11 protein-coding genes are annotated in these 11,816 nt (G+C 47.6%); 8 read left to right on the top strand and 3 right to left on the bottom strand.

All coding sequences use genetic code 11. The annotated features are described in order from the left end of the window. Window positions 1–41: 41 nt before the first annotated feature. The 8 genes from hmsP to BEB42_RS15375 all read left to right on the top strand — a co-directional run bounded on the left by hmsP (window position 42) and on the right by BEB42_RS15375 (window position 7,596). Window positions 42–2,030, top strand: a complete 1,989-nt coding sequence (gene hmsP / locus BEB42_RS15420) for a biofilm formation regulator HmsP (RefSeq protein ID WP_105267440.1) — start codon at window positions 42–44, stop codon at window positions 2,028–2,030. A 182-nt stretch (window positions 2,031–2,212) separates the two neighbouring features. After that, a complete protein-coding gene (gene dctA, locus BEB42_RS15410) occupies window positions 2,213–3,499 on the top strand; it encodes a C4-dicarboxylate transporter DctC (RefSeq protein ID WP_000858214.1) in 1,287 nt (428 codons plus the stop codon). A gap of 219 nt (window positions 3,500–3,718) precedes the next feature. Beyond that, window positions 3,719–5,215 (top strand): M16 family metallopeptidase, encoded by a 1,497-nt coding sequence (locus BEB42_RS15400; protein WP_001163161.1) that lies wholly within the window; start codon window positions 3,719–3,721, stop codon window positions 5,213–5,215. 203 nt (window positions 5,216–5,418) lie between these two features. Further along, a complete protein-coding gene (locus BEB42_RS15395) occupies window positions 5,419–5,844 on the top strand; it encodes a hypothetical protein (RefSeq protein WP_000960685.1) in 426 nt (141 codons plus the stop codon). Continuing rightward, complete coding sequence (locus tag BEB42_RS15390) at window positions 5,844–6,098, top strand: hypothetical protein (RefSeq protein ID WP_000323301.1); 255 nt, start codon at window positions 5,844–5,846, stop codon at window positions 6,096–6,098. Before BEB42_RS15395 ends, BEB42_RS15390 begins: the two co-directional genes overlap by 1 nt. Before the next feature lie 99 nt (window positions 6,099–6,197). Beyond that, a complete protein-coding gene (locus tag BEB42_RS15385; protein WP_000345504.1) occupies window positions 6,198–6,677 on the top strand; it encodes a hypothetical protein in 480 nt (159 codons plus the stop codon). Window positions 6,678–6,698: 21 nt separating this feature from the next. Then, entirely contained in the window at window positions 6,699–7,001 is a 303-nt protein-coding gene (locus BEB42_RS15380) for a hypothetical protein (RefSeq protein WP_000286426.1), read from the top strand. Between the two features lie 61 nt (window positions 7,002–7,062). Further along, window positions 7,063–7,596: a hypothetical protein gene (locus tag BEB42_RS15375; protein ID WP_001244697.1), complete on the top strand. Its 534-nt coding sequence runs from the start codon at window positions 7,063–7,065 to the stop codon at window positions 7,594–7,596. Here the strand turns inward: BEB42_RS15375 and BEB42_RS15370 are convergent. The 3 genes from BEB42_RS15370 to kdgK all read right to left on the bottom strand — a co-directional run bounded on the left by BEB42_RS15370 (window position 7,574) and on the right by kdgK (window position 11,794). Continuing rightward, window positions 7,574–9,568, bottom strand: coding sequence for a hypothetical protein (locus BEB42_RS15370; RefSeq protein WP_074500958.1), 1,995 nt, complete (start codon window positions 9,566–9,568; stop codon window positions 7,574–7,576). The two genes, BEB42_RS15375 and BEB42_RS15370, sit on opposite strands and share 23 nt — an antisense overlap. Next, window positions 9,555–10,763 (bottom strand): DUF3142 domain-containing protein, encoded by a 1,209-nt coding sequence (locus BEB42_RS15365; RefSeq protein WP_001141112.1) that lies wholly within the window; start codon window positions 10,761–10,763, stop codon window positions 9,555–9,557. Before BEB42_RS15365 ends, BEB42_RS15370 begins: the two co-directional genes overlap by 14 nt. Before the next feature lie 101 nt (window positions 10,764–10,864). Next, a complete protein-coding gene (gene kdgK, locus BEB42_RS15360) occupies window positions 10,865–11,794 on the bottom strand; it encodes a 2-dehydro-3-deoxygluconokinase (RefSeq protein ID WP_000037561.1) in 930 nt (309 codons plus the stop codon). Window positions 11,795–11,816 lie beyond the last annotated feature (22 nt).

The following is an 11,816-nucleotide window of genomic DNA, read 5'->3' as shown; positions in this document are numbered from 1 at the left end:
TATACTCGGGCGGCAATCTGGGATTTCCGGGGGGAGACAATTTGCGCGTAAGTCGCTCGTTAACAATCAAGCAGATGGCAATGGTGGCAGCCGTTGTCCTGGTGTTCGTTTTTATTTTTTGCACCGTTTTGCTGTTCCATCTGGTCCAGCAGAATCGCTATAACACGGCTACGCAACTGGAAAGCATTGCTCGCTCTGTCCGCGAACCCTTATCTTCTGCCATTTTGAAAGGCGATATTCCCGAAGCGGAAGCTATTCTTGCCAGCATTAAACCGGCAGGCGTGGTCAGCCGTGCCGATGTGGTGCTGCCTAACCAGTTCCAGGCGCTGCGTAAAAGTTTTATTCCAGAGCGTCCGGTGCCGGTAATGGTTACTCGCATGTTTGAGCTACCGGTGCAAATCTCGCTGGGCGTTTACTCGCTGGAACGTCCGGCAAACCCGCAGCCAATTGCCTATCTGGTGCTACAGGCGGATTCCTTCCGCATGTATAAGTTCGTGATGAGCACCCTCTCAACGTTAGTGACCATTTACTTACTTTTGTCGTTAATATTGACGGTGGCGATTAGCTGGTGCATTAACCGCCTGATTTTGCATCCGTTACGCAATATTGCTCGTGAACTTAACGCCATCCCAGCCCAGGAGCTTGTTGGTCACCAACTGGCATTACCACGTCTGCATCAGGACGATGAAATCGGTATGCTGGTGCGCAGTTACAACCTCAACCAGCAATTGCTGCAGCGCCATTATGAAGAACAGAACGAAAATGCGATGCGCTTCCCGGTGTCGGATTTGCCGAACAAAGCCTTGCTGATGGAGATGCTGGAGCAGGTTGTCGCGCGTAAACAAACCACCGCGCTGATGATTATCACCTGTGAAACCCTGCGTGATACTGCGGGCGTGCTGAAAGAGGCGCAACGAGAAATTCTGCTGCTGACGCTGGTGGAAAAACTCAAATCGGTACTGTCGCCACGTATGATCCTCGCGCAAATTAGTGGTTATGACTTTGCTGTCATTGCCAACGGTGTACAGGAACCGTGGCATGCTATTACTTTAGGTCAGCAAGTGCTCACTATCATGAGCGAGCGCCTGCCGATTGAACGTATTCAACTTCGTCCGCACTGTAGCATTGGCGTGGCGATGTTCTACGGCGATCTCACCGCCGAACAGCTTTACAGTCGCGCTATTTCTGCGGCATTTACCGCTCACCATAAAGGTAAGAATCAGATTCAGTTCTTTGATCCGCAGCAGATGGAAGCCGCCCAACAGCGGTTGACGGAAGAGAGCGATATCCTTAATGCACTGGAAAATCATCAGTTTGCGATTTGGTTACAGCCACAGGTCGAGATGACCAGCGGTAAACTGGTCAGTGCGGAAGTGTTACTGCGTATCCAGCAACCGGATGGCAGTTGGGATCTGCCGGATGGCTTAATCGATCGCATTGAGTGCTGTGGGCTGATGGTTACCGTCGGTCACTGGGTGCTGGAAGAGTCCTGTCGACTGCTGGCTGCCTGGCAAGAGCGCGGCATTATGTTGCCCTTGTCGGTAAACCTCTCAGCGCTGCAACTGATGCACCCGAATATGGTAGCGGATATGCTGGAACTGTTAACCCGCTATCGCATTCAGCCGGGAACACTGATTCTGGAAGTGACAGAAAGCCGACGTATTGACGACCCTCATGCAGCGGTGGCAATCCTCCGCCCGTTGCGTAATGCCGGCGTTCGGGTGGCGCTGGATGATTTCGGCATGGGCTACGCAGGGCTGCGTCAGCTGCAGCATATGAAATCGTTGCCAATCGACGTGTTAAAAATCGACAAAATGTTTGTTGAAGGCTTGCCGGAAGATAGCAGCATGATTGCTGCAATTATCATGTTGGCGCAAAGCCTGAACTTACAAATGATTGCCGAAGGCGTGGAGACTGAAGCACAACGCGACTGGCTGGCAAAAGCGGGCGTTGGTATTGCCCAGGGCTTCCTTTTTGCTCGCCCACTCCCTATTGAAATCTTCGAAGAGAGTTACCTGGAAGAAAAGTAGCTACCCCAAACTGATTACAAAACTTTAAAAAGTGCTGGTTTGTGCGAGCCAGCTCAAACTTTTTAACCTTTTTGTTTCAATTATGATCCAGGTACATTTCTGTGATGTTGTCTGGGTGTTATTTTAAGGCCGCAGGTACCCCATAACCTTACAAGACCTGTGGTTTTACTAAAGGACACCCTATGAAAACCTCTCTGTTTAAAAGCCTTTACTTTCAGGTCCTGACAGCGATAGCCATTGGTATTCTCCTTGGCCATTTCTACCCTGAAATAGGCGAGCAAATGAAACCGCTTGGCGACGGGTTCGTTAAGCTCATTAAGATGATCATCGCTCCTGTCATCTTTTGTACCGTCGTAACGGGCATTGCGGGTATGGAAAGCATGAAGGCGGTCGGTCGTACCGGCGCAGTCGCACTGCTTTACTTTGAAATTGTCAGTACCATCGCGCTGATTATTGGTCTTATCATCGTTAACGTCGTGCAGCCTGGTGCCGGAATGAACGTCGATCCGGCAACGCTTGATGCGAAAGCGGTAGCGGTTTACGCCGATCAGGCGAAAGACCAGGGCATTGTCGCCTTTATTATGGATGTCATCCCGGCGAGCGTCATTGGCGCCTTTGCTAGCGGTAACATTCTGCAGGTGCTGCTGTTTGCCGTACTGTTTGGTTTTGCGCTCCACCGTCTGGGCAGCAAAGGCCAACTGATTTTTAACGTGATCGAAAGTTTCTCGCAGGTCATCTTCGGCATCATCAATATGATCATGCGTCTGGCACCTATTGGTGCGTTCGGGGCAATGGCGTTTACCATCGGTAAATACGGCGTCGGCACACTGGTGCAACTGGGGCAGCTGATTATCTGCTTCTACATCACCTGTATCCTGTTTGTGGTGCTGGTACTAGGTTCAATCGCTAAAGCGACTGGTTTCAGTATCTTCAAATTTATCCGCTACATCCGTGAAGAACTGCTGATTGTACTGGGGACTTCATCTTCCGAGTCGGCGCTGCCGCGTATGCTCGACAAGATGGAGAAACTCGGCTGCCGCAAATCGGTGGTGGGGCTGGTCATCCCGACAGGCTACTCGTTTAACCTTGATGGCACATCGATATACCTGACAATGGCGGCGGTGTTTATCGCCCAGGCCACTAACAGTCAAATGGATATCGTCCACCAAATCACGCTGTTAATCGTGTTGCTGCTTTCTTCTAAAGGGGCGGCAGGGGTAACGGGTAGTGGCTTTATCGTGCTGGCGGCGACGCTCTCTGCGGTGGGCCATTTGCCGGTAGCGGGTCTGGCGCTAATCCTCGGTATCGACCGTTTCATGTCAGAAGCCCGTGCGCTGACTAACCTGGTCGGTAACGGCGTAGCGACCATTGTTGTTGCTAAGTGGGTGAAAGAACTGGACCACAAAAAACTGGACGATGTGCTGAATAATCGTGCGCCGGATGGCAAAACGCACGAATTATCCTCTTAATCTCACCACTTATGCCCGCACTCCCTTCCCCGAGTGCGGGTGTTTGCGCATAATTGACCCCTGTGCCTGAACTTACCACCTGGGTGAGTTCAGGTTTATTTCACTTCTTCCGTGACATTTTCATGTTCTTGCGGTCTAACACGAAGTGTTTTTAATGTCATTTAGACTGACCGACAACGGGCAGTTTTTTATTACCAGGATAGTTGATCAGGGGTTCACATGCAGGGCACAAAAATTCGACTTTTAGCGGGCGGTTTGCTGATGATGGCCACTGCTGGCTATGTGCAGGCAGATGCGCTCCAGCCTGATCCAGCATGGCAACAGGGGACGCTTTCCAACGGTTTACAGTGGCAAGTGCTGACCACGCCCCAGCGTCCCAGCGATCGCGTTGAAATTCGCCTGCTGGTTAATACCGGTTCGCTCGCCGAAAGTACACAACAGAGCGGTTACAGTCACGCCATCCCTCGTATTGCGTTAACGCAAAGCGGTGGCCTTGAAGCAGCACAGGCGCGTTCATTGTGGCAGCAGGGGATCGACCCTAAACGCCCGATGCCGCCGGTAATTGTCTCTTATGACACCACGCTGTTTAATCTGAGTTTGCCCAATAACCGTAACGACTTGCTGAAAGAAGCGCTCTCTTATCTGGCAAATGCCACTGGCAAACTGACTATCACGCCAGAAACCATCAACCACGCGCTGCAAAGTCAGGACATGGTGGCAACCTGGCCTGCCGATACTAAAGAGGGCTGGTGGCGCTATCGTCTGAAAGGATCAACCTTGTTAGGTCACGATCCTGCCGATCCGCTGAAACAACCCGTTGAAGCGGAAAAGATTAAAGATTTCTATCAGAAATGGTACACCCCGGATGCAATGACGCTGCTGGTGGTGGGAAACGTGGATGCGCGCTCGGTTGTCGACCAAATCAACAAAACGTTTGGCGAACTGAAAGGCAAACGTGAAACACCGGCTCCGGTGCCGACGCTTTCTCCGCTGCGTCCTGAAGCGGTGAGTATTATGACCGATGCGGTACGTCAGGACCGGTTATCTATCATGTGGGATACGCCGTGGCAGCCTATTCGTGAATCAGCCGCACTGCTGCGCTACTGGCGTGCGGACCTGGCCCGTGAGGCGCTGTTCTGGCACGTTCAGCAAGCGTTAAGCACCAGTAACAGCAAAGACATCGGTCTTGGATTTGACTGCCGTGTGCTGTATCTGCGTGCGCAGTGTGCCATCAACATCGAATCACCAAACGACAAGCTGAACAGCAACCTTAATTTGGTAGCGCGTGAGCTGGCAAAGGTTCGCGATAAAGGTCTGCCGGAAGAAGAGTTCAATGCGTTAGTGGCGCAAAAGAAACTGGAGCTGCAGAAACTGTTTGCCGCCTATGCGCGAGCTGATACCGATATTTTGATGGGTCAGCGGATGCGTTCGTTGCAAAATCAGGTCGTTGATATCGCGCCGGAGCAATATCAGAAACTGCGCCAGGACTTCCTTAACAGCCTGACGGTGGAGATGTTAAATCAGGATCTGCGTCAGCAGTTGTCGAACGATATGGCGTTAATTCTTCTGCAGCCGAAAGGCGAGCCAGAATTTAACATGAAAGCGTTGCAGGCGGCCTGGGATCAAATCATGGCCCCATCTACTACTGCTGCCACAACCTCAGTTGCCACGGATGACGTACATCCTGAAGTGACGGATATTCCACCCGCACAGTAATAAATCACCCGGCAGCGTTTCTTCTGCGCTGCCGGGATTAACGGTAATAAATTAGTTACCGTGATATAACCGCAGATATTTTTCCTGGCACGGCGGTAGCGCGCAGATAACCATTCATTATTAAAATAAACTTACCGTAGAGTGGGTTTAATTATTTATTAGCTGAATAAATTATACCGGTGCCTCCTGGAAGGAGTGAGTTTATGCTTGTGTTAAAATCACAATCGATTGGATTCAGGATTTCCACAGCTTATTTATCTTTAACATATACAGAGTCTGATGGCGTCAAGATTAAAGTAGATGCTCTGGAGTTAATATCAACAGAGAGAGATTATGTTCAAATTGAACTGGTCTTCACTACTGTTGCTGAAGTTAAGTGTGCTACCGTCAATTTTTATGAAGCCAACTATAACAATATTGTTATTAAGAAGGTTGATGGTGAAAATCTGGACTCCGGTATATATCAAGTAATGAATTCTGTACCGCTTGAAGAAAAAGAGAAATTATATGATCCTAAAAAACGGTTGAAGTTAAAACATTATATTATAGCAGGTTATGATAGTTATGTTGAGATTTTAGCTACTGGTTTTAGCTGTATACGATGCCAGGCAATAGATGGTGTTAAATAATGGCCTATCATATAGAAATATTGAAAATTGAAGAAACTGATAAAGTAGTAAAATATGAATTTGGACCTACATCTTCTGACTATTGTAGATCTGATTACGGCGAATTCGTGATAGATAAAAGAACGGGTGAGATGACATTAGTCAGAATGGTTAAAAACGATTCAGCTAATAAATTTTATTTGCGAGCGAGTTTTAAGATTCTGACCTGTTGGCGAAAGGGCTATTTGCCAAAAAATGAGGAATGGGCTTCTTAATAAGTAACTTTGCAGAATAAGTGAATTTTCCCATTTTTTTGGGGGCAGTCGTTGATTCTTACACAGTTTATGTTATGGGTGCCAAATTTAGGATAGGCTATGGATTTTCACTTGGATATTTTGCTCCCTACACAATTCGCTCCAGAGGAACTAGATCTACAAGAGGTTATGATTCACTGGGGTGGGGAAACCTTTCATCGCGACCCTCCGGTATACGCCTGGTGTAATCATCATCTTTTGCAGAGATGCAATCTACCGATTACTTATGGCCCACCTTTAGATGAGCACATAGACTTTAATGAATATCATGTTTACAACTTCAATGGTTCTTTAGTCGATGACCTGGAAATGGCTGTGAATAAAGGAAAGGATATTTCAACCAATCCTATAATTAAATTTATTAACAACCTGGTTAGCAAAAATTACGGGGGGTGGGTAATCTTGTCATTAGATGATGAAAAAATAGAAGTGATTAAAAATATAAGCTTCCAGTATTCTTTTCTATCATTATTAGTTGATGGACTAAAATGGGAAAGACCGCATGGGGTGGCAATATTATATAATTCACACTTAATTTAATTAATTAATGAATGGAAACATATGTATCGTGTAAAGGTTGTTTGGCTTACAGAAAATGAAGGTGGCAGAAGGAGCGCACCTCCTATCGGTAGATATTATCCCGTCTCCAGGTTTCCAGAGGAGAAAACTGACTGGCAAAATAATGCATGGAGTGTTGTTTTTGAATTGGAAAAACCTAATGTAACCGATGGACGTATCGTTTCAATGGGGTGCGTTCAGTTCCTTTTCGATACCGCCCCTGAACAATGGATGACTAAGTACGAGGCATTTGAGATCTACGAAGGACCAAGAAAAGTCGCAGATGTATTATTGATAGGGAATTAATTTTATTTATGTCAGGCTATTTAATTATATTTGCGACCTCAACGCATTTTCAGGAGTATAAATGCGTAACAAAAAACGCATACTATTCTTGCTAACAGTCATTTTTTGCTTAACAGGTCTTTATTCCTGCAACAAAAATTTTCTCTTACTCTGGGATGCCAATAATATGTATGTCAGCACAAGAAATAATATCGATAAAGACAAGGTAAAAATAGAATTCGGTATCAGCGTCAACACGATCAACCGAGAAACGGATGCCGAATTATTTGCTGACAGAGATAAGTATGCAGTGCTCTTCGATGGTAGCCTGAAAAATAAGATGATAAGCGAATACGGAGAAAATGATTTTTTAATTACCTACGATAACCGCTGCTATTTATCATTTCGTCAATTTAAAACAAATCGTCGTCATCAACATGACTATTATTTTGACTTCTTTAACAAGGATGGGAATGTCTTCGTCACGGTCGAAATTAAAGGTGAGAACCCGCTTAAATTTACGCGTAGTTTTAATGATATGCGTCAGCAGTTTTCACCATTCCGTAAGGGTAGCCCTTCTCACTCCTGCAAGGTTATTTCTTCAGATCCTTCTTAAACACTGGTTCTGGACAATCACGACCAAAATGCGCCGCCCAGTCAAAAGATTTACCGTTTTTCACGTAGCGTTGATAAATTAATGCACCGGTTTCTGGATCAAGATATCTGATCCAACTTGCAGCATGGCATAACACGGCAGCCCAAGCCTGGGTTTTAGGGTGAAGTAAATCGGCTGATTGTCCGGCCCATTCCGCAGCCTGCCAGCGGTAATGCAAAAAATGCTCATCAACAGTGGGGATTGCGTGGCGGAAACGTTGTTTTTCTTTACGACTTATCCACTGATCGTTATTGCTGTATTCAAAGGGTTCTGAATACTGCCCGCTGGTAATGGCATAATCGGGATACATTTCATAAGCCGCCAATTCGATACCACTGAAACGCAAAAGCCGCGCAGCTTCGTATTGCGCCTGGGCGCGTTGCTTATCAGGGATGTTTTTATTTTTTGCTATCGCCATTAAATCAGCCAGTTTTTGTGCGGCCTGGCGATAATTGGGAATATCAAACCAATTGATGGCCTGCTGGTACTGGCCATGACGAATTAATCGTCTACCCAATAACGCCCGTAATTTAACATCCGTTGGAATGATATCTGGCGAAAGATAATAACCGTCATTGTTATTATTTAAATCTACAGGTTTTAAAGGGTGCTGAGGTACCGGTACGTTTTTTTCAACAAACGCCTGTAACTCCGGTAAGGTCAAAACGTTTTCTGCAACCCAGGCTAAATCGGCCCAATAGAGATCTTTGGCCTGGTAAAACAATGCGGTGGCCTGAAGATAATCATCGCGTTTTAATGCCAAAATCGCCTGCTCACTGGCAATACGGCAAGATGGGATAATAACTTTATCTCCATGATAATAAGGACTTTCCGGGTCCATACTTCCCCACACTTCATCGGTCGGGAACATCGGGGCTGCGCGAGCATAGTGACGCGTTGCCAGTGGAATATCTCCGGCTCGTAATGCCATTTTTGCTTTTAACCATTCGCTTAATCCACTTTCTGGCGCATCCTGCAACAGCGTTTGTGCTAACGAATAATTTCCTGCCCGATACGCCAGTGCTGCCAGGCGATCGCTATAACTAAATCCTTTAACTCTGTGTTGACTTAGCAACTTAATTAAACGGTCGCGATGCGTTGGACAGGTATAATCTACAAGGTCCTTAGTACAGGCTTCGCTAACATACCCCCAGTCATGACGAATAAAGAGCTCTGCGATTACCAGTTGCTGAACCAGAGAATCATTAATAACCGACTCCAGCAGTGGTAAATTTTTCTCCCTGGTTATATACAGCGAAATCATCCGTAGCGACGCTTTCCCGGAGGGCGAACCCTGGGCCGCTTGCCGGGCATACATTTTTACTGCCGCAGCGACATCACCTTTTTTCAGATAATAATGCCCAATCTGACCGAGACTGGCGAGAGAGAGCAATTCAGGATCGGCTGCGCCATTACGCACTTCTTCAATGATTTGCTGATAACGCTGTATGGCCTGCTCAGCAAGTTCCTGATTAAAGCCACCTTTATTGATTATAAGATCGAGATCGTCGTCAGAGGCATCAAATCCCCCCCTTGCCAGACTATATAGCGCAGCCAGCCGCCATTCTCCTTGCTCTGTTTTCGGCAAGGCTAATAATTGCTGAAAGTATGGGCTATCGTATTTTCCCTGATGGAAATCCTTAGCTCCTGAATAATAAAGTTCCAGTGCCCGATTTTGCACAGGAGGTTCAGCATCTGTATCTGTCTGCGTTGCCTCTTCAGGCGTATTTTCTTGCCATACTGGTAAACCAGGATCGCGTTTAACCAACTGTTGTACTTCAAAGACAAAACTGCCATTTGGCATTTCCAGCAGTGCGCTATTGCGGTCAGTTAACAGATGATTGGGAATAAATGGTCCACAGGCATTAACGTTGGCGCTAATTAGCGAGAGAAATACAACAACGGAAAGCCGCGATATTTTAGGGGATAACATTGAACTCTCCTTGTAAATTTGGGGTGCATCGCGCCCATCCCAGCGCACTGCTTTCACCAGCACGCAACTGCCTGGTACTGATGCGAATAAAACGTAACGAGGATGCGTTGGTTTGTGCCTGATAATGGCCTGCGCCATCAGCATATGTGCATTGAGCAGCAGGCAGCTCGATCTGTTGTGGCAATGGCGCGTCAATATCACCATTGTTTTTAATGGCCAAATCAATAAGTTGCTTGTCAGCCTGTGGCGAAATTATCAAAGACCAGCGCGGCGTCAAAGGTTTATGGTGAATAACGGCATCTAAAGTAGACAGGGACCAGGCGCGGCGATCATTTGCCAGCGGGAGTCGGAACCAGATAAATCCCTGTAACCCTGAGGGCGGTTTTTGTTCCAGCTGTTGGGTAAAATCAGCCAACGTTTGTGGCGCCACACTCAGCTCCCGCAACTCTTGTGCAATATACAGTGGGGCTTCGCTTTCAATACGGTTATCGCGCGTCAGCGCAGAACCGTAAGCCGGCAGAGCGATGTAAAAAGGATGGGGAGAAATACGTGCATATTGCGTGCTCCAGCGCTTAGCCAGTTTACTGTCGAATAATCCCTGTTGCGGCGATAACACCGTATGCACCTGCAAAACAGAAATATCGGCGTCAGCCAGCAGCGCAGGCAGATGTGGTGAATTCAGCCAGTCAGGTAATGCAGTAATACTGAGTTTTAATTCTGCAGGAAGATTCTGGCGCAATGTCCTTAGCAACTGTTGGTATTCCACCAGTTTTGCCGTTGGCGCATCGAAATCAATTTCAATGCCAGCCAGCTTAATACCCGCCTCTTTCCACTCATTCATTGTTCGTACAATGTTCTGCACAACATTTTGTTGATTAATATGAGAGAGCTTACCGTCCAGTCGCGCAACCAGCCAGACGGGGCGATCATCTTGTTTTATAAATGTTTTATTAACGGCGGTGTAGCGTATACCTTCCTGAGGATGAACTTGTAGCCCCAGAATGCGTAGCGTTGAGAACAGATTACGGCTCTGTTTTAGTGCGTGCTCATGTTGCGCGGTCCACAAACGCTGCCAGATATAGACTTGTTGATCGAGGGGGCGTGTTTTTTGCGGCATAAGCCGGGTCAGCAGCCCATATCCAGAGCCGATAAAAACGATGAGTGAAATGGCAAAAATCCATTTGCGAGAGGGCATTTGAACCCGGAATCCATGTGGTCAATAACAGAAAGTATACTGCGGAACTATTTAGCGGAGAAATTATTCCATTAATTTCTCCGCTATGATTGATGTGTTATTTACTGAGGCATGGCTTCGCGAGGAATAATCGCGCCGCGATACTGAATAACGGTACTTGCGGTCAGGTGCCCGCGTTTCGCCGCATTTTCCGCACTGGCGCCCGTCAAACGTACCGCCAGATAACCGGCACTGAAAGAGTCGCCAGCTGCAGTGGTATCGATCACTTTTTCTTTTGGCAGTTTCACCGCCGGAACATCCACTAACCCCTCGCCAGCAATGGACACCAGGCAAGAATCCGCCCCGCGTTTCACCACCACTTCTTTCACGCCCGCGTTATGGGTGCGCGCAATGACGTCTTCCACCGGTTGTTGACCCCACAGCGCGTCTTCGTCGTCCAGCGTCAGGAAGGCGATATCCGTGCATTCCAGCATTTGCTGGTACATCTGCTGTGTCTCTTCTTTGCTGGCCCACAAGCGCGGACGGTAGTTATTGTCGAAAATCACTTTTCCACCGTTAGTGCGGCATTCGCGCAGCAGGGAAAGCAGCTTTTCGCGGCTGGTCGGGCTTAAGATTGCCAGGCTAATCCCGCTCAGGTAGAGATAATCAAAATTCGCCAGCTCTGCACAAATCGCTGCGGATTGCTCACTCTCCAGCCAAAATTTGGCGGCGGCTTCGTTACGCCAGTAGTAGAACGTACGTTCGCCAGTGCTGTCGGTTTCAATGTAGTAAAGACCCGGCAGACGGTTTTCCATCCGCTGGGTCAGGGAAGTATCAACGTTCTCGCCGTGCCAGGCGTCCAGCATCTGCTGACTAAAACTGTCCGTTCCCAGCGCCGTCACGTAATGAACGGTTAATGCCGCAGGATCGACCTGACGGGCGATATAGACGGAAGTGTTCAGGGTATCGCCGCCGAAACCGCGCTTAACGTCCGCGCCTTTCTCGGAAAGCTCAATCATGCATTCGCCAATCACGGCAATCTTTTTGGACATAGTCGTGAACCTGATCTGTAAA

Origin of the sequence: Escherichia sp. MOD1-EC5990 (genome assembly GCF_002965285.1) — a bacterium.
Classification (GTDB): Bacteria; Pseudomonadota; Gammaproteobacteria; order Enterobacterales; family Enterobacteriaceae; genus Escherichia; species Escherichia coli_F.
This window is presented reverse-complemented; position numbering and strand designations above follow the sequence as displayed.

What these genes read in the sequence shown, in the direction of transcription:
- dctA (WP_000858214.1), top strand. Translation starts at nt 2,213, where the DNA reads ATGAAAACCTCTCTGTTTAAAAGCCTTTACTTTCAGGTCCTGACAGCG.
- BEB42_RS15400 (WP_001163161.1), top strand. Translation starts at nt 3,719, where the DNA reads ATGCAGGGCACAAAAATTCGACTTTTAGCGGGCGGTTTGCTGATGATG.
- BEB42_RS15395 (WP_000960685.1), top strand. Translation starts at nt 5,419, where the DNA reads ATGCTTGTGTTAAAATCACAATCGATTGGATTCAGGATTTCCACAGCT.
- BEB42_RS15390 (WP_000323301.1), top strand. Translation starts at nt 5,844, where the DNA reads ATGGCCTATCATATAGAAATATTGAAAATTGAAGAAACTGATAAAGTA.
- BEB42_RS15385 (WP_000345504.1), top strand. Translation starts at nt 6,198, where the DNA reads ATGGATTTTCACTTGGATATTTTGCTCCCTACACAATTCGCTCCAGAG.
- BEB42_RS15380 (WP_000286426.1), top strand. Translation starts at nt 6,699, where the DNA reads ATGTATCGTGTAAAGGTTGTTTGGCTTACAGAAAATGAAGGTGGCAGA.
- BEB42_RS15375 (WP_001244697.1), top strand. Translation starts at nt 7,063, where the DNA reads ATGCGTAACAAAAAACGCATACTATTCTTGCTAACAGTCATTTTTTGC.
- BEB42_RS15370 (WP_074500958.1), bottom strand. Translation starts at nt 9,568, where the DNA reads ATGTTATCCCCTAAAATATCGCGGCTTTCCGTTGTTGTATTTCTCTCG.
- BEB42_RS15365 (WP_001141112.1), bottom strand. Translation starts at nt 10,763, where the DNA reads ATGCCCTCTCGCAAATGGATTTTTGCCATTTCACTCATCGTTTTTATC.
- kdgK (WP_000037561.1), bottom strand. Translation starts at nt 11,794, where the DNA reads ATGTCCAAAAAGATTGCCGTGATTGGCGAATGCATGATTGAGCTTTCC.